At 68.3% G+C, this 17948-nt stretch carries 23 protein-coding genes; 17 read left to right on the top strand and 6 right to left on the bottom strand.

Annotated elements, in window-relative coordinates:
• Nucleotides 1–27 precede the first annotated feature (27 nt).
• Complete coding sequence (locus EAO78_RS04345; protein WP_122104636.1) at nucleotides 28–675, bottom strand: hypothetical protein; 648 nt, start codon at nucleotides 673–675, stop codon at nucleotides 28–30.
• Between the two features lie 200 nt (nucleotides 676–875).
• Between EAO78_RS04345 and EAO78_RS04340 the strand changes: the two genes are divergently transcribed.
• The 8 genes from EAO78_RS04340 to EAO78_RS04305 all read left to right on the top strand — a co-directional run bounded on the left by EAO78_RS04340 (nucleotide 876) and on the right by EAO78_RS04305 (nucleotide 6967).
• Nucleotides 876–1397 carry a YbaK/EbsC family protein gene (locus tag EAO78_RS04340; protein WP_122104635.1) on the top strand — a complete coding sequence of 174 codons (522 nt, stop codon included), beginning with the start codon at nucleotides 876–878 and terminating at the stop codon, nucleotides 1395–1397.
• Nucleotides 1398–1469: 72 nt separating this feature from the next.
• Nucleotides 1470–2456 (top strand): alpha/beta hydrolase, encoded by a 987-nt coding sequence (locus EAO78_RS04335; protein ID WP_122104634.1) that lies wholly within the window; start codon nucleotides 1470–1472, stop codon nucleotides 2454–2456.
• A 121-nt stretch (nucleotides 2457–2577) separates the two neighbouring features.
• Nucleotides 2578–3657, top strand: a complete 1080-nt coding sequence (locus tag EAO78_RS04330) for a metal ABC transporter substrate-binding protein (RefSeq protein WP_122104633.1) — start codon at nucleotides 2578–2580, stop codon at nucleotides 3655–3657.
• 71 nt (nucleotides 3658–3728) lie between these two features.
• Complete coding sequence (locus tag EAO78_RS04325; protein ID WP_122104823.1) at nucleotides 3729–4472, top strand: metal ABC transporter ATP-binding protein; 744 nt, start codon at nucleotides 3729–3731, stop codon at nucleotides 4470–4472.
• Nucleotides 4469–5530: a metal ABC transporter permease gene (locus EAO78_RS04320; protein WP_122104632.1), complete on the top strand. Its 1062-nt coding sequence runs from the start codon at nucleotides 4469–4471 to the stop codon at nucleotides 5528–5530. The genes EAO78_RS04325 and EAO78_RS04320 overlap by 4 nt, the downstream gene beginning before the upstream one ends.
• A 142-nt stretch (nucleotides 5531–5672) precedes the next feature.
• Complete coding sequence (locus EAO78_RS04315; RefSeq protein WP_122104631.1) at nucleotides 5673–5957, top strand: DUF7545 family protein; 285 nt, start codon at nucleotides 5673–5675, stop codon at nucleotides 5955–5957.
• Between the two features lie 73 nt (nucleotides 5958–6030).
• Complete coding sequence (locus tag EAO78_RS04310; RefSeq protein ID WP_122104630.1) at nucleotides 6031–6465, top strand: thiol-disulfide oxidoreductase DCC family protein; 435 nt, start codon at nucleotides 6031–6033, stop codon at nucleotides 6463–6465.
• A gap of 4 nt (nucleotides 6466–6469) precedes the next feature.
• Nucleotides 6470–6967: a GIY-YIG nuclease family protein gene (locus tag EAO78_RS04305; RefSeq protein WP_122104629.1), complete on the top strand. Its 498-nt coding sequence runs from the start codon at nucleotides 6470–6472 to the stop codon at nucleotides 6965–6967.
• Here the strand turns inward: EAO78_RS04305 and EAO78_RS04300 are convergent.
• The 3 genes from EAO78_RS04300 to EAO78_RS04290 all read right to left on the bottom strand — a co-directional run bounded on the left by EAO78_RS04300 (nucleotide 6964) and on the right by EAO78_RS04290 (nucleotide 8824).
• A complete protein-coding gene (locus EAO78_RS04300) occupies nucleotides 6964–7407 on the bottom strand; it encodes an acyl-CoA thioesterase (protein ID WP_238987623.1) in 444 nt (147 codons plus the stop codon). The two genes, EAO78_RS04305 and EAO78_RS04300, sit on opposite strands and share 4 nt — an antisense overlap.
• Before the next feature lie 132 nt (nucleotides 7408–7539).
• On the bottom strand, nucleotides 7540–7992 hold the full coding sequence (locus EAO78_RS04295; protein WP_122104627.1) for a bifunctional nuclease family protein: 453 nt from the start codon (nucleotides 7990–7992) through the stop codon (nucleotides 7540–7542).
• Between the two features lie 73 nt (nucleotides 7993–8065).
• A complete protein-coding gene (locus tag EAO78_RS04290; protein ID WP_122104626.1) occupies nucleotides 8066–8824 on the bottom strand; it encodes an ArsR/SmtB family transcription factor in 759 nt (252 codons plus the stop codon).
• Between the two features lie 207 nt (nucleotides 8825–9031).
• Here EAO78_RS04290 and EAO78_RS04285 point away from each other — a divergent pair, with 207 nt between their 5' ends.
• The 4 genes from EAO78_RS04285 to EAO78_RS04270 all read left to right on the top strand — a co-directional run bounded on the left by EAO78_RS04285 (nucleotide 9032) and on the right by EAO78_RS04270 (nucleotide 12882).
• A complete protein-coding gene (locus EAO78_RS04285) occupies nucleotides 9032–10777 on the top strand; it encodes a TraB/GumN family protein (protein WP_122104822.1) in 1746 nt (581 codons plus the stop codon).
• An 18-nt stretch (nucleotides 10778–10795) separates the two neighbouring features.
• Complete coding sequence (locus EAO78_RS04280) at nucleotides 10796–11464, top strand: metalloprotease (protein WP_122104625.1); 669 nt, start codon at nucleotides 10796–10798, stop codon at nucleotides 11462–11464.
• A gap of 67 nt (nucleotides 11465–11531) precedes the next feature.
• Nucleotides 11532–12524: a phosphoribosylformylglycinamidine cyclo-ligase gene (gene purM / locus EAO78_RS04275; RefSeq protein WP_122104624.1), complete on the top strand. Its 993-nt coding sequence runs from the start codon at nucleotides 11532–11534 to the stop codon at nucleotides 12522–12524.
• Between the two features lie 148 nt (nucleotides 12525–12672).
• On the top strand, nucleotides 12673–12882 hold the full coding sequence (locus EAO78_RS04270) for a DUF1328 family protein (protein ID WP_122104623.1): 210 nt from the start codon (nucleotides 12673–12675) through the stop codon (nucleotides 12880–12882).
• An 83-nt stretch (nucleotides 12883–12965) separates the two neighbouring features.
• Here EAO78_RS04270 and EAO78_RS04265 read toward each other — a convergent pair whose 3' ends face one another.
• A complete protein-coding gene (locus EAO78_RS04265; protein WP_122104622.1) occupies nucleotides 12966–13397 on the bottom strand; it encodes a pyridoxamine 5'-phosphate oxidase family protein in 432 nt (143 codons plus the stop codon).
• A gap of 180 nt (nucleotides 13398–13577) precedes the next feature.
• Here EAO78_RS04265 and EAO78_RS04260 point away from each other — a divergent pair, with 180 nt between their 5' ends.
• The 5 genes from EAO78_RS04260 to EAO78_RS04240 all read left to right on the top strand — a co-directional run bounded on the left by EAO78_RS04260 (nucleotide 13578) and on the right by EAO78_RS04240 (nucleotide 17134).
• Nucleotides 13578–14081: a winged helix-turn-helix transcriptional regulator gene (locus EAO78_RS04260; RefSeq protein ID WP_122104621.1), complete on the top strand. Its 504-nt coding sequence runs from the start codon at nucleotides 13578–13580 to the stop codon at nucleotides 14079–14081.
• Between the two features lie 89 nt (nucleotides 14082–14170).
• Nucleotides 14171–15034, top strand: a complete 864-nt coding sequence (locus EAO78_RS04255; RefSeq protein WP_122104620.1) for a sulfite exporter TauE/SafE family protein — start codon at nucleotides 14171–14173, stop codon at nucleotides 15032–15034.
• A gap of 143 nt (nucleotides 15035–15177) precedes the next feature.
• A complete protein-coding gene (locus EAO78_RS04250; RefSeq protein WP_122104821.1) occupies nucleotides 15178–15867 on the top strand; it encodes an SCO family protein in 690 nt (229 codons plus the stop codon).
• A gap of 85 nt (nucleotides 15868–15952) precedes the next feature.
• Nucleotides 15953–16411: a pyridoxamine 5'-phosphate oxidase family protein gene (locus EAO78_RS04245; RefSeq protein WP_122104619.1), complete on the top strand. Its 459-nt coding sequence runs from the start codon at nucleotides 15953–15955 to the stop codon at nucleotides 16409–16411.
• A 102-nt stretch (nucleotides 16412–16513) separates the two neighbouring features.
• Nucleotides 16514–17134 carry a DJ-1/PfpI family protein gene (locus EAO78_RS04240; RefSeq protein WP_122104618.1) on the top strand — a complete coding sequence of 207 codons (621 nt, stop codon included), beginning with the start codon at nucleotides 16514–16516 and terminating at the stop codon, nucleotides 17132–17134.
• Between the two features lie 459 nt (nucleotides 17135–17593).
• On the opposite strand, the gene EAO78_RS18720 is transcribed toward EAO78_RS04240, so the two are convergent.
• A partial coding sequence (locus tag EAO78_RS18720) for an AN1-type zinc finger domain-containing protein (RefSeq protein WP_394337601.1) occupies nucleotides 17594–17948 on the bottom strand: 355 nt, incomplete at its 5' end.

Here is a 17948-nt window from a genome sequence, read left to right as displayed (position 1 = left end):
GCGGCAGGTCGTCGCCGTGCCGGTCGCCTACTCCAACAGGACCGTGAACCCCCACTGCCCCGACGACAGCGGTTCGGCGTCGGCCGACACGACCGCGACGGTCGTCTCGAACCGGAACTCCCCGACCGGGAGACAGCCGTCCGCCTCGGAGGTCGCGTAGAGGTCGACGACGCGGTCGCTCGACCCGCCGGCGGCGACCTCGAACGTTCGGTACTCCTCGGTGACGGCGATCCCCTCGTCGAGCCGCCAGCAGTCGGGCTCCGCGGGATACTCGTCGGCGGGCGGAAGGAGGATCAACAGCCCGGAGTCGTCGGCGACGTACTCGAAATGGGCCGCTCGTCCCTCGCCGATCCTGACGCGTTCGTCGCCCGCGTTGGTCAGCGTCGTCCGGAGCTGCGGCGGGGCCTCCGGCGTGGCGGCCTCGCGGACGACCTCGATCGCCGGGCGGATCGGGAGATCCGGCCCGTCGTCGACGGCGACGACGGTGACGCCCGGCCCGCCGGTTCCGGAGGGGCGCGTGCCGCCCGATCCGTTCCCGTCCGTGTCGTCGTCGCCGTCGAGCCCTCCGTCACCGGGGGCGGTGGGCGCGCGGATCGCACAGCCGGCGAGCCCCGCGAGGCCGACGGACGCGGACCCACAGACGCCACGGAGGTAGCGTCGTCGTGTCGATGTCATGCAACAGACAGGCCGTGAGGGGATATACGTTGATCGGCCGGGCGGGGCAGGCCGTCGCGAATGACATCCGTGGCGGGACTCCGTCGAGGGGCCGGACGACTCCATCAGCTGTTTCCGCGGGACGGTCGCTCCGGCTTCCGGATGCGTCGGGGTCTACCGCATTCCGAGGCTTGATGCCGCACGACCGCGCCGGATCGGTCATGCACCAGCGAGCCTCGGAGTTCGCGGAGCGCGCGCACGACCGCTACGACGTCGACCTCGAGGTCCTGGAGTTCGACGCCGGAACGAAGACGGCGGCGGCCGCGGCGGACGCGGTCGGCTGTGAGACCGCGGCCATCGCCTCGACCATCGTCGTCGAGCTGTCGGGCGGCGACGGCGAGGCGCGACGGGCCTCCGGCAGTCGAGGTTCGTCCGACGACCTCGTCGCCGCGATCACGAGCGGGGCGAACCGTCTCGATCTGGACGCCGTCGCCGAGCACTTCGACGCCACGTCCGCCACCATGGGCGATCCCGAACGGATCCGCGAGGTCGTCGGCTGGAGCATCGGCGGCGTTCCCCCGATCTGTCACGACGAGGCGGTCCCGACGGTGATGGACCCGACCCTCCGGACGTTCGAGACGGTGTACGGGGCCGCGGGAACCCCGAGCGCGGTCTTCCCGATCGAGCCCGACCGGCTGGCCGACCTGGCGGACGCGACGGTCGTGGACCTGACGGAGTCGTAACCGAGGAGAGCGTAGCGGAAACTCACTCGATCGATCCTGACGTTTATCGCGTCAGGAAGCCCAAGCGGTAGCATGGCACGAGACTTACCCCCGATGGATCCGGAGCTATCGGCCGTCCTCGAGGAGATCCCGGACGAGTTCCTCCTCGCGAACGTCGTCGACTTCGACGACCTGCCCGCGACGCGCGAGCGGATGACCGAGCTGTTGGAGGCGATGCTGGCCGAGGTGCCCGATCGTCCCGGCGTCGAGTCCGAGGACGTGGCCGTCCCCGGTCCGACGGACGACCGGGACCTCCCGCTCCGGGCGTATCGTCCGGTCGACGCCGACGGCGACGGCCCCCTGCCGTGTCTCTACTGGATCCACGGCGGCGGCATGGTGTTGGGCGACCTGGACCGGGACGACCCCACCTGTGAGCGGATCGTCGACGAGGTCGGGTGCGTCGTGGTCTCGGTCGACTACCGGCTCGCGCCCGAACACCCCTATCCCGCACCCGTCGACGACTGCTACGCCGGGCTGGAGTGGGTCGCGGCGAACGCCGCTGACCTCGGCGTGGACGCCTCCCGGGTCGCGATCGGCGGGCAGAGCGCCGGCGGGGGGCTCTCGGCCGCCGTGGCGCTTCGTGCGCGTGACGAGAACGGACCCGAACTGTGCCACCAGCACCTGATCTACCCGATGTTGGACGACCGGAACGTCTCCGAGTCGAGCGAGCAGGTCACCGATATCGGGATCTGGGACCGCGGGATGAACGTCCGGGCCTGGGAGGCGTACCTCGGCGAGTCGAGCGGTGCGGACGACCTCCCGCCGTACGCCGCGCCCGGGCGGGTCGGGGACCTCTCGGAGCTGCCGCCGACGTACCTCGACGTCGGGACCCACGACGTCTTCCGGGACGAGACGAGCACCTACGCCGAGCGGCTGCTCGGCGGCGGCGTCGAGACCGAGTTCCACCTCTGGCCCGGCGCGTACCACGCCTACGAGACGTTCGCCCCCGAGGCCCGGCTCTCGCGGGAGACGTGGGACGCGCGCGTGAACGCCCTCGATCGGGCGTTCGGCGAGGAGTGACGGGGAGTGGCGACCCGATCCGTCGGCCGTTGTTAACTCGACCGACCGTATCTGTCCTGAGTTATTAAATTCTGTTTATGAAATAATAACCTTTTTGTGTTAATCGAACCCATCGATCGGTATGGACGACACACGCAGGTCGGTGTTGCGTCGAAGCGCCGGACTCCTCGGCGTCGGCGCTGCCGGGTCCCTCGCCGGCTGTGCCGGTACGGGCGGCGGATCGGATGCCGGCGACGGAGGAGATGGCGAGGCGGCCGACGGGCTCGACTCCGGCTACGCGATGTTCTTTCCCCTCCACGACTGGGCGAACCGCGTCGCCGGCGACCACGCGACGTTCACGAACCCGGTCGACGTGGGACAGCTCGGCCACGGCTGGGAGCCGAGCGGGACGCTCGCCGCCGACGTCGCCTCGACCGACGCGTTCGTGTACTTCGACAGTGCCGAGTTCACCTGGGCGCAGGACCTCGCGTCGACGCTCGAGTCCGATTACGAGGACGTGGCGGTCATCGACGGACTGAGCGACCTCGACGAACAGTTGCTCGCGTGGGATCACGGACGGGAGTCACACGAGGAGGAGGGCCACGATGAGGAGGGCGGAGGGGACGATCACGACCACGAGGAGGAGGACGACCACGACGGTGAGGACGAACATGACCACGGCAGCGAGATCGACCCGCACGTCTGGGTCGATCCGGTTCTCGCGACGGAGGTCGTCGACACCATCGCGGGCGGGCTGGGCGACGTCGACCCGGACAACGCCGACGACTACGTCGAGAACGCCGAGGCGTACAAGTCGGACCTCGATGAGGTCGACGAGGCGTTCTCCTCGCTGGTCGACGATGCCGAACGAGACGTCGTCGTGCTCGCCGGCCACGACTCCTTTCAGTACCTCTCGGAACGGTACGGCTTCGAGATCCATTCGCCGGTGGGCGTGTCGCCGCAGAACGAACCGAGCGGGAGCGACATCGCCGACACGATAGAGGTCGTCGACGAGAACGGGATCGACGTGGTGTTGCACGACCGGTTCGAGTCGTCGAACCTCGCCGAAACGATCGTCGAGGACAGCGGCGCGAGCGAGACGATGGCGGTGACGGCCGTGGGCGGGTCGACCCGAGAGTGGAACGAGGCGGGCTACGGCTACCGCGAGCAGATGCTCGAGGTCAACGTCCCCGCGTTCGGACGCGCGCTCGGCGCGGAGTGATGGACGTCGACCGGATCGCCGCATCGAATGGAAGAGCTAAACGTCCGGAGGACGGATGGTCGCCACACACCGTGGAGCCGGTCATCGAGCTAGAGGACGTGACGTTCGCGTACGGTGACACCGTCGCCGTGAGAGACGTCTCGCTGACGGTGGAGGCGGGCGACTTTCTGGGGCTCGTCGGCCCGAACGGCTCGGGGAAGACCACGCTCCTCCACCTCATGTTGGGGCTTCACACCCCCGACGAGGGAACCGTCAGGCTGTTCGACCGGCCGATAGACGAGGTCGACGACGGGAGCCGGATCGGGTACGTCTCCCAGCAGGCGACGAACCGGGGCGGGGCGATGCCGGTCACCGTTCGGGAGTGCGTCACCATGGGTCGGTTCGCCCACGTCGGCCACGGTCGGCTCGGCGAGGCCGACCGGAGGGCGATCGCGAACGCGATGGAGACGGTCGGCATCGTCGACCTCGCGGACCGGCTGATGAACGAGCTCTCCGGCGGACAGCGCCAGCGCGCGTACATCGCCCGGGCGCTGGCGAGCGAGGCGGATCTGCTCGCGCTCGACGAGCCGACGGTCGGCGTCGACGCCGAGTCCCGGGACGCCTTCTACGCGCTCTTAGACCGGCTCAACGACGACGGGATCACGATCGTGTTGATCGAACACGACATCGGCGTCGTCACCGACCGCGCCGACCACGTCGCGTGTATCAACACCGAGCTATACCACCACGGCGACACCGAGTCGTTCGTCGAGAGCGACGCCCTGGCGGACGCCTATGGGGCAACCGGACAGGTCGTCCACCACCACCACCCATGAACGGCGGGGAATCAGCCGCGGCGAGCGGGGACGCGACCGGCTCCACCCGCGATCGCCGCCGGATCGTCGAGCTCTCGGGCGTGGCCGTTACGGCCCTCCTCGCGGCCGCGATGATCGGGTTCGTGCTCCTCTACTGGGCACAGGACCTGCCGGTCGCGGGCGGCCTGTACGCCGGCTTCCGCTCGCTCGGACGCGGGATGGACGCCGCGTTCGGCACCAACGTGTTCAGGCATCCGTTCATGTGGCAGTCGATGGCGACCGGCGTGCTGATCGGCGTCGTCGCCCCGCTCGTCGGGGTCTTCCTGGTTCACCGCGAGATGGCGCTCATCGGGGAGACCCTCGCGCACACGGCGTTCGCGGGGGTCGCGCTCGGCTTCCTCGTGAACGCGGTCACCGGCTGGGACGGCCCGCTGCTCCTGATCGCGCTGGTCGTCGGGATCGTGGGGGCGATCGGCGTCCAGTGGCTCACGGAGCGGACCGACGCCTACGGCGACGTGCCCATCGCGATCATGCTCTCGGGGAGCTTCGCGGTCGGGACCCTGATCGTCAGTTACGGCCGCGGCCTCACCGGGATCGCCATCGAGGGATATCTCTTCGGCAACCTCGGCGTGGTGACCGTCGAGGGGGCGCGGCTGATGGCCGGACTCTCCGTCGTCGTCGTCGTCGCGGTCGCGGCCACCTACAAGCAGATGCTCTTCATCACCTTCGACGAACAGGCCGCGCGGGTCGCGCAGTTGAACGTGACGGGCTACAACACGCTGCTCGTGGTGTTGACCGCGGTGGTCGTCGTCGGCGCGATGCAGGTGTTGGGCGTGATCCTCGTCGCCGCGATGCTCGTCGTGCCCGTCGCCGCGGCCTCGCAGATCGCCCGGAGCTTCCGGGAGACGACGTACCTGTCCGTGATCTTCGGCCAGCTGTCGGTGATCGGGGGGTTCGCGGTCGCGATCGGTGGAGAACTGCCCTCCGGCGGGTCGATCGTCGTCGTCGCGATCGCGATCTACCTCCTCACCGTCGCCGCCTCCGGATTCTCCGTGCGGGCGATCTCGGCCCACGGATGAACGCCGTCCCCGAACGAGCGACGTTCACGGACGAACCGCGTGTTCCCCTGGTTTTCTCTCGTTTCCCCTCGCTCTTCCTCGTTCGTGCGCGCGCCGAACCCGGTTTCCACAGACCCTTATGTCCCGACCGCGAGTGGCCGGTATGGGAGACACGGAAACCTACACCCTCACCGGTCCCGACGGCGAGGAGGAGTCGTTCGAACTGCCCGCCGGCCTCGTCGACGTGCTCAGCGAGCAGGGCGAGCCGTCGACCCGGGTCGTCACCGACGTGATCGTCCAGGCGATGGCCCAGCAGGCGCACGTCATCGCCCACCACAGCGAGGGCGGCGTCCCCGACGACATCGCCGAGATGAACGAGACCGCGGAGGAGCTCTTCGAGGAGCGGTTCGGCCAGTCGCTCCAGGACGCTCTCGGCCACTCGCACTAGTCGTATCGGCCGGGAGAAGGGCGTTCGGCGACGCGGCCGACCGCTTAAGTCGGAACGGAGCGTACGTTCACTCATGAGTGACACGGCGGGTTCACCGGTGTTGATCTTCGACGGTGACTGTCCGTACTGCTCGATCGCGGCGGTCGCGCTCCGTCGGCTCGACGACGTGGAGGCGGTGCCGTGGGAGGCCGATCCCGTCGGCCCGTTCCTCGACGCGCAGTTCGGCGCGCGGCCGTTCGCGATGGTGCTCGTCGACCCCGAGGAGCGGCGGGTGTACGCGGGTCGGTCGGCCGCCGAGGAGCTCGCCGAACGGGCGGGGACGCCCGGGATCGTCGGCGGGCTCGTCCGTGACAACTACGACCGGATCGCCGGCGTCGTCGGCGCGCTGTCCGGACGCGACCGCGACCCCGCCGACTTCCACGACGCGTACGACCTCACCGAGGAGGCCGCCGGCCTGGTCGAGACGCTGCGGCCGGCCGCGAGCGAGCCGCCGGAGCCGGCGGCCTGAGACGGTGCCCGGACCGAACGCGGACGGCCGGCCGGAAGGCGACCGTGATCTGCCCGACGGCGCCGTCGGCGGCACGTACACGCTCGTCGTCGAGCTCCCGACCGCGACCACCCTGTCCGTCGGCGCGCTCGGCGAGTGCCGATTCCCCGCCGGCGCGTACGCCTACACGGGTAGCGCGCTCGGGTCCGGCGGGTTCTCGCGGGTCCGACGTCACCGACGGACCGCCCGCGGCGACCACGACGTGCGCCACTGGCACGTCGACTACCTGCTCGGCGAGACGGACGCCCGGATCGACCGCGTCGTCCACGCGCCCGGCGTCGACGCGGAGTGCGCGGTCTCCGATCGGCTCCCGGCGGGGCCGCTCGACGGGTTCGGCGCGTCCGACTGCGGGTGTTCGAGCCACCTCTCGGCGGCCGAGGGCCTCGGCGATCTGAGCGAGCGCGTGACCCGCGCCTACGACGCTGAGGGGGCGACCGTCCGGACGGAGGGTTCCGACCGTTAGAGGTCGTATCGGTCAACGACCTCACGGAGCTGTTCGCGGCGTCCCTCGACGGCCCGCGTCCGGAGTGCCTGCTCCGCGTCCGTCGGACACGCGAGGTCCGGGACCGCAGTCGGTCGGCCCTCCTCGTCGAGCGCGACGAACGTGAAGTACGACGCGGTGGTGCGGCGCTCCTCGCCGGTTCGCGGGTTCTCCGCGTGGACCTCGACTTTCACGTCGAGGCTCGTCCGTCCGGTGTTGAACACGTATCCCTCGATCACGACGACCTCGCCCATCTCGATGGGGGCGATGAAGTCGACGTGGTCCATCGAGGCGGTGACGACCTGCCGGCTCGAGAATCGCATTCCGGCTATCGCACCGCAGACGTCCATCCAGTGCAACACCGCGCCCCCGAGCGCCCGCCCGAGGTTGTTGGTGTCGTTCGGCAGGAGCATCTCGGTCATCTCGGTGTGGGAGTCGGCGAGGGTCGCGTGGTCCGCGTCGCTCGCGTCGACGGCCGAGTCCGGTTCGTCCGTCGATCCGGCGTCTGGATCGCTCATGCCCCCGGTCTGTCGAGCGATCACTTGAATCCGCGGCTACGGGCCGTCACGTCGACCGTCGCCGAAGCGGATCGAGTCGGGCGGCCGACCCGCCTCGTCGATCACCTCCTCGGAGACGATGATGGGGCACTCGATCCGGACGGCAAGCGCCAGCGCGTCGGAGGGTCGCGCGTCGAAGACGAACCGCTCCGGCTCGCCGGACTCGTAGCGTTCGGCGTCGACCTTCGCGTAGAACGTCCCGTCGGAGAGGTCGTCGATCCGTACCCGGTCTATCGCGCCGCCGAACTCGGTGAGGATCTCGACGAGGAGGTCGTGCGTGAGCGGCCGGTCGAACGGTTCGTTCTCGAGGACGGTCGCGATCGACCGCGCCTGGTCGCCGCTGACGAAGATGGGGACGTACTCGCCGCGGACGCTCAGGATCACCGCCGGGACGTCCCCGCCGGGTGCCGAGCCGGCTCCGACCCCGACGACCTCGGCTTCGTGTTCCATACGGGTAGATGGGTACACCCGCATGAATAGCTGTCCCCGCTCTCGGAGCGATCGGGTGGACCCTTCAGACCCTTCAGGCCGCGGTCCGCCCCCGGCGGTACCAGTAGAGCCAGGCGATCGAGAACACGAGGGCGGCCCCCAGGAAGAACACGACGCCCGGCTCCGAGAGCGCCGCGGCGAGATCGGCGAGCAGGTCGGTCGCCAGGTCGGTGACGACGTCGAGAACGCCGTCGTTCGCCTCCGCGTCCACGGTCGGCTCCGGCGCGGGAGCGTCCTGATCCTCGGTCGCGATCCCGACGTCGCCGCCCCCGCCGCCATCACCGGCACCGTTGGTCCCGGCGTCGTCGCCGCCCGCGGATTCGACGGATCCCCCGGTCGCCGTGGCGTCGGGGGCCGCCATCGCCGCGAGTCGGTGGACGACGAACGCGGCGAGTCCGAGGAGGACGTAGCCGCCGAGGAGCCGCGTCAGCGCCGTCTTGATCCCGGAGGACTGCTCCTCGCTTCCCGCGAACAACACGAGCGGCTCGTCCGACGGCGCGTACACGTTCATCTCGCGACCCTTCTCCGAGTAGGTGGTGTCGATGACGTCGACGACCGCCGCGTCGGTGAGGTTCGAGAGGTGATACTGGACGTTCTGGAGGGACGTGTCGAGTTCGTCGGCCAGCTCGGAGGTCGTCGCCGGCTCCTCGTGGAGCGTCGAGAGGACGTTCCGGGCGGTCTCGGAGCCGAGCGCCGCGAGCAGCTCCTCGGCTTCCTCGTCGTCGACGCCGACGACGCGCGGTTCGCGGTCGTCGGGTTCGGGGTCCGGCAGGGAGGGCAACAGCCGCGACATACGCGGGTATGCGCGGGGTGTGAATACAAATCTGTTGGGACGGGCTCGATGAACTCGCGGTGGCCGACCCGTCGAACTCCCGGCGGGTCACGGTCGATTCGGCGAACTCGAAGGGATCCACGGTCGATTCGGCGATGCGAAAGAGGCCCGCGACCGCTCGATACCGACTCACAAACCCTAAACGACGTGACGCAGTACGTCGGGACGATGACAGAGACGCCCGAGGGACCGGCCGACGCCGCGTCGGCCCCCTCCGAGAGCACTCCCGTCGCCCCCGAGGCCCGCGGATCGGGGTCGGTGACGGTCGTCGGAACCGCACACGTCTCGGAGCGCTCCGTCGAGGAGGTCGAGGAGGCGATAGCGCGCGAACGGCCCGACGTCGTCGCGGTCGAGCTGGACGAGGGTCGCTACCGCCAGATGCAGGGCGAGACCCCGGACGACCTCGACGCGAGCGACCTGCTTCAGGGGAACACGGTCTTCCAGTTTCTCGCCTACTGGATGCTCTCGTACGTCCAGACGCAACTCGGCGAGCGGTTCGACATCGAGCCCGGCGCGGACATGAAAGCCGCCGTCGACGCCGCCGAGGACCTCGGGATCGACGTCGCGTTGGTCGACCGCGACATCCAGACCACGATCCAGCGGTTCTGGGCGCGCATGACCCTCGTCGAGAAGCTCCGGATGGTCGGCGGGCTCGCGTTCGGGGTTACGGACTCCCGCGTCGTCGGAGTGGTCGCCGGGATCCTGATCGGGGTGATCGCCGGCCCCGCGATCGGGCTCTTCGGCGGCTCCTTCGGCGTCACCATGCCGATCCTGACGAGCGTGACCGCGGGGATGCTGTCCGCGGTCCTGGTCGCGCTCGTCGTCGACCAGGTCGGAAAGGCCGCCCTCTCGCCGGACGCCAGATTGTACGCCGCGGCCGCGATCGGGCCGCTCTCGGGGGTCGCGGTGGCGGTCTCGGGCGTCGCCGACGGGCTCGTCGCGACCTACCTCGGCGGGCTCACGGTCCGCGCGATCGGCAGCCTCGGTCTCGGGCTCGCGCTCGGACTGTCGGTCGGCGTCCTCGGTGCGACGCTGCTCGGCCTGTTCGGACGGGCGGGGACCGGAGACGACGCGGAGTACGGCGGGATCGACGACATCGACATCGAGGAGCTCACCGACACCGACGTGGTGACGATGATGATGGAGGAGTTCCGGCAGTTCTCCCCGGGCGGCGCGGAGGCGCTCATCGACGAGCGCGACGCGTTCATCGCCCACCGGCTCGTCGCCCTACGGGAGGCCGGGCGCGACGTGGTCGCCGTCGTCGGCGCGGGCCACCGGGCGGGGATAGACCGCTACCTCGCGGACCCGGGAACGCTGCCGCCGATGGCGGATCTGGTCGGCGAGGAGTCGGGACGGGGATTCCCCTGGAAGAAGGCGATCGGCTACGCGATCACGGTCGGGTTCGTCGGCTTCTTCGTCCTGCTCGCGATGGCCGGCGTCCGAAACGGGTTCCTGCTCCGGCTGTTCGGCGCGTGGTTCCTGATCAACGCCGCCTTCGCGTTCGGGTTCGCGAAGCTCGCCGGCGCACGGTGGTCCTCGGCGGGCGTGGGCGGCGCGGTGGCGTGGATGACCTCGATCAACCCGCTCCTCGCGCCCGGCTGGTTCACCGGCTACGTCGAGTTACGCCACCTGACGGTGAACGTCGGCGACATCGGCACGCTCAACGAGCTGTTGGCCGACGAGACGCGACCGCCCGGAGAGCTCGTCAAGGAGATGCTCGACGTCCCGCTGTTCAAGCTCATCGTGGTGGTCGCGATGACGAACGTCGGCAGCATCGTCGCGAGTTTCCTCTTCGCCGTCTACGTCCTGCCCGCGATGTTCGGCGACATCGGGGGCGTCGAGGAGGTCTCGCGGCTGATGATCCAGGGCGCACGAAACAGCGCCGAGTTGATCCGCGGACTGGTCGCCCCCTGATACACGCACACACACGACATGTCAACGAACCTCACCGGCCGCCGGATCGGCGGCCTCTACTTCAGCGGTACCGAACTCAGAGACCTCCTCGTCGCGTGGCTCGCGCTCGGGGTGGCGTTCACGCTCTTCTTCGTCGGCGGGACAGCGGGTATCGGTCGGATCGTGGACGCCGGCGTGGTGCTCCCGCTCCTCGTCGGCCTCCTGACCGCGGGCGTGGGATTCCTGCTCCACGAGATCGCTCACAAGGTCGTCGCCGTGCGCTACGACCAGGTGGCGGAGTTCCGCGCGGACAACGGGATGTTGTTCCTCGCGGTGGCGAGTTCCCTGCTCGGGTTCATCTTCGCCGCACCGGGCGCGGTCCACCATCGCGGACGGCTGACTCCGGGCGAACACGGCCGGATCGCGCTCGCGGGGCCCGTCGTCAACCTGCTCCTGGTGCTCGTCTTCGTCCCGGTGTTGTACGCCGGAACCCTCCTCGGCAGCGAGGTCCTGGCCCTCGTCGGCGAGCGGGGGATCGCGATCAACGTCTTCCTCGCGGCGTTCAACCTGGTCCCGTACGGCCCCCTCGACGGGAGGACGGTGATGGGGTGGAGCCGCGTCGTGTGGGTGGTCGCGTTCGTCCCCTCGGTCCTGCTCACGGTGCTCCTCGTGTTCGTGCTCGGCCTCGGCTTCGGCGGGCCGTTCTGAGTGCGATCGAACCGCCCTTCGAGGAGGCAAACGGTGTCCTTTTGCTCCGGCGCGCCACGACACGGGTATGGCCGAGAACGACGGTGACGGCGACGAACTCACGTACGCCGACGCGGGCGTCGACATCGACGCGAGCGAGGCGGCGACCGCCGCGCTGATCGGCATGGTTGGCGAGGGCGAGGGCGACTACGCCGGCCTGCTCGACATCGGCGACCGCTACCTCGCGTTGGCGACCGACGGCGTCGGGACGAAACTGCTCGTCGCGGAGGCGCTCTCCGACTACTCGACGGTCGGGATCGACTGCATCGCGATGAACGTCAACGACCTCGTCGCCGCCGGAGTACGTCCGGTGGCGTTCGTCGACTACCTCGCCGTCGACGAGCCGAACGAGACGTTCGCGGAACAGGTCGGCGAGGGGCTCGCCGCGGGCGCGGAGCGCGCCGACATCGAGCTCGTCGGCGGCGAGACGGCGGTGATGCCCGAGGTCGTCCGCGGGCTCGACCTCGCGGGGACCTGTGCCGGACTCGCCGCGAAGGACGGCGTGTTCGACGGGGAGGCGGAGCCCGGCGACGCGCTCGTCGGCTGGGCGTCCTCGGGGATCCACTCGAACGGACTGACGCTCGCACGCGAGGCGGTCACCCGCGAGCACGCGTACGACGATCCCTGCCCGTTCGAGGGGTACGACGTGCTCGGCGAGGCGCTCCTGGAGCCCACCCGGATCTACACCGACCTGCTCGACCCGATGCGTGATCACGGGGTTCGTGCCGCGGCCCACGTCACCGGCGGCGGCTGGACGAACCTGACGCGGCTCGGCGCGCACCGATACGTGATCGAGGATCCCTTCGAGGCCCAGCCCGTCTTCGAGTTCGTCCGGTCCGCCGGCAACGTCTCCGACGAGGAGATGCATCGTACCTTCAACATGGGGACCGGGTTCGTCGCCGCGCTCGACCCCGAGGCCGCCGAGTCGCTGGCGGCGGCGACCGGCGGACGCGTGATAGGGCGGGTCGAGGAAGCCGAAGGAGCGGACGGATCGGTTTCGATCCGCGGCCTGGAGCTGTGATGTTCACTCGCGTCTCTCTCGGGAGGGCCGGTCTTCCCACCTGACGGTCGACCGCGCTCCGTCGGAAACGTCACCCTATGCGTAGACGCTCCGTTCACCCGTCCGCTACCCATGCATTAACTAACCGGCTGGAGACGAAAGACCGAACATGGAACCCGTCCGCACCGTCGTCGACTACGCCACGCTCATCCCCCTCCAGTTCGGAGGTGACCTTCTCGGACTCGCGATCGCCTTTCTGGTTCTGGCGGTGATCGCAGGGATCGCGGGTGCCGGCGGGGTTGCCGGATTAAGCATGCGTATCGCCAAGTGGCTCGTCATCCTCTTCGTCGTGCTCGCGATCCTGACGTTCGTATTGTGAGACGGGTCCGGTGAAGGAACGCTCCGAGTGCCACCCTACGGTCCACGTGCCCTCGAGCCCCGCCGGACGTGTCCGTGACGAAGCTACTCGATCGTCCGTCGGCCGACGACGGTTTGCATCCGGAGTTCGTAGAGCGCGAACTCGACGGTCTCGACCCTTTCGTCGAAGAGACGAAACGGTTGAAACCACTCGTTGAGCGTCGTCTCGTCGGCGTCTCCCTCCCACTCACGGATCGGGCCACGGAGGTGGATGCTCCACGACTCGTTCGTCGATGCGTCGTAGCACACGAACGTGGCCGTCTCGGTCGTCTCCAAGAACCGTCCCTTTTCGCTGTCGGCGTCGTGTTCGCTCACTCTGAGGAGAAACCGATCGCCGTCGTAGTGATAGCTCAGCGGGATCGCGTACGCGTCGTTCCCGTCCGCCAACCCGAGGACGCCGTGTTCGCCCGATCGTAATCGGTCGTCGACCTCGGACTCGTCCATTCCGCCGGTGTACACGTACTCGACGTGGTCCATGTGGACCGGCACGCGACGCTCACCCAAATAGACTCGCCGGCAAAACGAGCAGCGACGACGCTCCGAAACGGAACCCCTCGCGCCCACGCTCCCCGTCCACTCGCGACGAGGAACCGATCCCGGCGAGAGGGAACACACGAGCGGTTTTTACGCGGAGGTCCGGTAGCGTCGGTGACGACCATGCCGGACACAAGAGCCCGGGTACGGAGCCACGTTCGGGAGACCCCGGGCGTCCACTTCAACCGGGTCGGCCGGGAGCTCGACATCGCCACGGGACAGGCGCAGTACCATCTCCGTCGGCTCGTCCGCGACGACGAGATCGCCGTCGAGCACGTCGCCGGCCGTGCCCACTACTTCGACCCGGCGTTCGATCCCTGGGAGCGCCGGGCGATCGCGTTCCTCCGCCGGGAGACCGCCAGGGGGATCCTCCTCCGGCTCCACGCCGAGGGGCCGACGCGGCCGACGACGCTCGCGGACGACCTGGATCTCGCCCGGAGCACGATCGCCTGGCACGTCTCGAACCTCGTCGACGCGGGGATCGTCGAGAAGTCCGCGGACCGACCGATGACGGTCGCGTTGGCTCGTCCCGACCGGACCGCCGAGCTGCTGGACGTGGTCTCGCCGTCGCTGCCGGATCGGATCGTCGACCGCTTCGTCCGGACCGTCGACAGCCTCTTCGAGTGAGCCATCGGACACCCGAGTTTCTCCCGGGTGGCCCGCCCGTTCGTCGATCACACCAGATCGGTTAGGGACGGCCGTCCCGACCGTCAGGCATGCGCGCGCTCCCGGTCGCGTTCGGTTCCGAGCCGGCCCGAACCTGGCTCGGTACCGTTCCGACGACCGCCACGGCGACGTGTGAACCGGCCGGGTCCCTCCACTCGACCGAACCGTTGAGCCTGGCCGTGTTCCTCCTCATCGGGTTACTCGGCGGGGCACACTGCCTCGGCATGTGCGGGCCGCTCGTCACGACGTACGCCGACCGAATGCGGGAGGGTGGACGCCGCGACGACGACCTCACGGTTCGACAGGTCCGTCAACACGCGCTGTTCAACGTGGGTCGAACGGCGAGCTACGCCGCGATCGGGGGCCTGTTCGGGTTCGCCGGTGGCCTCGCGTTCGTCACCGGTCGAACCGTCACGACGCTCGCAGATGACGTCCACGCGCTCACGGGGATCCTCGTCGGCGGGGTCATCGTCGCGCTCGGCGTCCGGTACGCGCTCCGGTTGGAACTCCACTCGTTTCCCGTGCCCGGCGTCGATCACCTCTCCGGGATCGTCGCCGGACGGATCGTCCCGCGCGTCGACGCGTGGGTCGGCGACTGGCGAATACTCGGACTCGGCGCCGCTCACGGATCGCTCCCGTGCCCGCTTTTGTACCCGGCGTTCCTCTACGCCTTCGTTCAGGGAAGTGCGGCCGGCGGGGTCGTCGCGCTCGGTACCCTCGGGATCGGAACGATCCCGGCGATGTTCCTCTTCGGAACGGTGTTTCAGTCGGTGAGCGTCGAGACTCGGACTCGACTCCACCGGGTCCTCGGCGTGGCGTTCGTCGTCCTCGGCTACGTGCCGCTCCAGCATGGACTGGTGACTCTCGGCGTGCCGCTTCCACACCCGCCGATCCCGTACTACACGCCGTTTTGACCCGACGGCCGTCGGCGGCGACCGTCCGTGCGTTCGCGTCGGAGTGGTTCGACTGCGGCTCGTTCGGCTCCGATCCCTTCGATCGCGGTTCGTTCGAACGTCGCACCAGACCGGTTATGCCCCGGCCGTCCGTCGGATCCGACATGAGACGCCGAGCGCTGCTCGGGGGGATCGGAACGGTCGCGACCGGAGGCGTCGCCGGCTGTACGGCGGCGCTGTCGAACGACGAACCCGAGGGAGTCGTCCTCGATCCTCAGGAGGACCAACTCGCCGACTCCGACGACCTCGCGTATCCCGCCTACGGCCAGCCGCTCCCCGAGTTCGAACTCCGAGCGCCGCTCTCCGGGGAGACGATCGACGGCGCATCGCTCGATCGGACCGCGGTCGTCACGGCGATTTTCACGTCGTGTCCCGCGGAGTGCGGGATACTGCTTCGTCGTCTCGTCGAGGTTCAACGTCGCGTCGCCGAGTCGGGGCTGACCGATTCGACCGTCTTCCTCCCGATCACGTTCGATCCCGAGCGCGACGACGAGCGGGCGCTCCGCGAGAACGCCGAGTCTCTCGGCGTGGATCTGGAGGCGGGGAACTGGCACTACCTGCGGCCGTCGTCGCCCGGTCGGGCCAAGGACGTCGTCGAGGACCGCCTCGGAATCGGCTTCGAGCGGACAACGGAGAGCGACCGTCTCGAGGGATACGACTTCACTCACGCCGTGGTGACGTTGCTCGCCAACCCGGACGGGATCGTCGAGCGAGCCTACCGCGGCGAGCGCGTCGATCGGGAGCGGGTGGCCGACGACATCTCTGCGGTCGTCGAGTCGTTCTCGGCCGAGTGATCGGCTGAGACTCTCCGTTTCGGGCGGTGAGCACGCCCCCGGATCCGTCTCGTGATTTAATATCGTTGAGAGGGAATTGTGCGATATGTCAACAGATGAGTTACTAGAATCGAGCGCGGCGGCGATGACCGACGACCGGATCCGGGAGTTCCTGACCGAGCAGGGCGTCGGGACGCTCGCACTCCCCGACGACGACGCCCCCTACCTCGTGCCGATGTCGTTCGGGTACGACGGGGCGTCGGCGCTCTACTTCACGTTCCTGCTGTTCGGCCCCGAGAGTCGGAAGGAGACGCTGAGCGAGCGTGCCTCCGGAGCACGGTTCCTCGTGTACGAGGCCCGATCGCCGCACGAGTGGCGCAGCGTGAACCTCCGGGGACGGATCGAGGCGATCGAGGAGGACGACTGGGCCGACCTCCGGGAGGCGATGGCCAACGCCTGGCATCCGGACCTGTTCAGCTCCGCCGAGCCGATGCGGGGCGTCCGAGGCTATCGGTTCCGGATCGACGAGTGGACGGGGATCCGGCAGGGTGGGTCCGTGGAGTGACCCCTCCCGGGTGAGTCCGACGCCCCGTCGCTTCCATCCGCGCGACGGTGGACGGCCTGCCGGAGGGGGAACGCCCATACTCGCTGAGGTTCTCCTCCGCGTATGAACGTCGACGTGCTGCTGTACGACGGCTTCGACGAACTCGACGGGATCGGGCCCTACGAGGTGTTCGACTACGCGATCGACTACGCCGACCGAGGGGGACGCGTCCGCTACGTCACCCTCGAGGAGCGCGAGACGGTGACCGCGAGCCACGGTACCCGGGTCGGGATCGACGGCGTGCTCCCCGAGGCGGGCGACGACGACGTTCCCGACCTCCTCGTCGTTCCTGGCGGGGGGTGGAACGCGCGTGACGAGACCGCGAGTGCGTGGGCCGAGGCGAACCGCGGGGCGATCCCGGCCGCGCTCGCCGACCACCACGAGGCGGGGACGCGGATCGCGAGCGTCTGTACCGGGTCGATGCTGCTCGCCGAGTCGGGGGTCACGGACGGCCGCCGCGCGGTCACCCACGCGGGCGCGGTCGACGAGCTCCGGGAGTCGGGCGCGAACGTGGTCGACGCCCGCGTCGTCGACGACGGCGACCTCCTGACCGCGGGCGGGGTCACCTCGGGGCTCGACCTGGCGCTGTACGTCGTGGAACTGGAGTTCGGCGAGGCGGTCGCCGACCGCGTCGCGACCGTGATCGAGTACGAGCGGCGCTACGAGGTGGTGAGTCGCGACTGACGGTCCACCTTTTTCTCGTCGGATTCCCTTCGCTCACTGCGTTCGCTTCGGGAACCACTCCTCGAAAAACCTGGAGGGAAAAAGCCGACTCCGCCGTCTCCGACGGCTCCGTCGGTGAATCGCTCGCTCCGCTCGCGATGCTCACTACAGCTGAGGCGGATACCGGATCAGATACCGGTTTATTCGAAAAATTTCATAACGTGACTGCTGAATAGAGGGAGTATATTCGGCACGGATGTCTCATTCGTTTCCGCATTAATATGATGTATAAACCGGTCGAACGAACTATTTACGAGAAAACAAACATCATCTTAGTTCTACTACTGACAGAGTGTCTCATCTGAATAGGTTATATATTTTATCGAAAAGAGAAACCTCATCTGATGAGCTACTATCGTCTACCGCATCACTTTCAGGACATTCATGTTCGTCAACCCCTTCACAGTTTGGACAGATTGATTAACTACATCTCCCACACTCAAGGATTTGATCAGTACTACTTCCACAGGTTGGACAAGTCAAAATATCTGTCTCTGATTTGCCTTTGTTCTGATTTTCTTTGTTTTGGAGAGTGATATTCTCGGGTGGATTCATTCGGCTTGTTTCTTTATCTCGAACCCTTTCTCGCCGTTTCCGACCCGTTCCCCGCCGATCCCGAATTTGTGGCCCGTCCCCAGCAAAGCTGGTTGAATTACCACCTATTTTTTGAGACGGACACTTGTGATTTTCCGGTAGTCGATGGCTTCCACAGAACGACTGCCCGCAAAAGTTGCATGAGAATGCATGCTCTACAGAGTTCCCGCAGGTGTCAAAA

This window comes from Halobellus captivus (assembly GCF_003697845.1).
In the GTDB taxonomy this organism is placed as follows: domain Archaea; phylum Halobacteriota; class Halobacteria; order Halobacteriales; family Haloferacaceae; genus Halorubrum; species Halorubrum glutamatedens.
The sequence above is the reverse complement of the archived record's forward strand: the minus strand, read 5'-3'. Positions and strand labels throughout refer to the sequence as shown.

Bases quoted from the DNA above. Each gene is read 5' to 3' on its own strand.
- EAO78_RS04345 (WP_122104636.1), bottom strand. From the start codon at position 675: ATGACATCGACACGACGACGCTACCTCCGTGGCGTCTGTGGGTCCGCG.
- EAO78_RS04340 (WP_122104635.1), top strand. From the start codon at position 876: ATGCACCAGCGAGCCTCGGAGTTCGCGGAGCGCGCGCACGACCGCTAC.
- EAO78_RS04335 (WP_122104634.1), top strand. From the start codon at position 1,470: ATGGCACGAGACTTACCCCCGATGGATCCGGAGCTATCGGCCGTCCTC.
- EAO78_RS04330 (WP_122104633.1), top strand. From the start codon at position 2,578: ATGGACGACACACGCAGGTCGGTGTTGCGTCGAAGCGCCGGACTCCTC.
- EAO78_RS04320 (WP_122104632.1), top strand. From the start codon at position 4,469: ATGAACGGCGGGGAATCAGCCGCGGCGAGCGGGGACGCGACCGGCTCC.
- EAO78_RS04315 (WP_122104631.1), top strand. From the start codon at position 5,673: ATGGGAGACACGGAAACCTACACCCTCACCGGTCCCGACGGCGAGGAG.
- EAO78_RS04310 (WP_122104630.1), top strand. From the start codon at position 6,031: ATGAGTGACACGGCGGGTTCACCGGTGTTGATCTTCGACGGTGACTGT.
- EAO78_RS04300 (WP_238987623.1), bottom strand. From the start codon at position 7,407: ATGACCGAGATGCTCCTGCCGAACGACACCAACAACCTCGGGCGGGCG.
- EAO78_RS04295 (WP_122104627.1), bottom strand. From the start codon at position 7,992: ATGGAACACGAAGCCGAGGTCGTCGGGGTCGGAGCCGGCTCGGCACCC.
- EAO78_RS04290 (WP_122104626.1), bottom strand. From the start codon at position 8,824: ATGTCGCGGCTGTTGCCCTCCCTGCCGGACCCCGAACCCGACGACCGC.
- EAO78_RS04285 (WP_122104822.1), top strand. From the start codon at position 9,032: ATGACAGAGACGCCCGAGGGACCGGCCGACGCCGCGTCGGCCCCCTCC.
- EAO78_RS04280 (WP_122104625.1), top strand. From the start codon at position 10,796: ATGTCAACGAACCTCACCGGCCGCCGGATCGGCGGCCTCTACTTCAGC.
- purM (WP_122104624.1), top strand. From the start codon at position 11,532: ATGGCCGAGAACGACGGTGACGGCGACGAACTCACGTACGCCGACGCG.
- EAO78_RS04270 (WP_122104623.1), top strand. From the start codon at position 12,673: ATGGAACCCGTCCGCACCGTCGTCGACTACGCCACGCTCATCCCCCTC.
- EAO78_RS04265 (WP_122104622.1), bottom strand. From the start codon at position 13,397: ATGGACCACGTCGAGTACGTGTACACCGGCGGAATGGACGAGTCCGAG.
- EAO78_RS04260 (WP_122104621.1), top strand. From the start codon at position 13,578: ATGCCGGACACAAGAGCCCGGGTACGGAGCCACGTTCGGGAGACCCCG.
- EAO78_RS04255 (WP_122104620.1), top strand. From the start codon at position 14,171: ATGCGCGCGCTCCCGGTCGCGTTCGGTTCCGAGCCGGCCCGAACCTGG.
- EAO78_RS04250 (WP_122104821.1), top strand. From the start codon at position 15,178: ATGAGACGCCGAGCGCTGCTCGGGGGGATCGGAACGGTCGCGACCGGA.
- EAO78_RS04245 (WP_122104619.1), top strand. From the start codon at position 15,953: ATGTCAACAGATGAGTTACTAGAATCGAGCGCGGCGGCGATGACCGAC.
- EAO78_RS04240 (WP_122104618.1), top strand. From the start codon at position 16,514: ATGAACGTCGACGTGCTGCTGTACGACGGCTTCGACGAACTCGACGGG.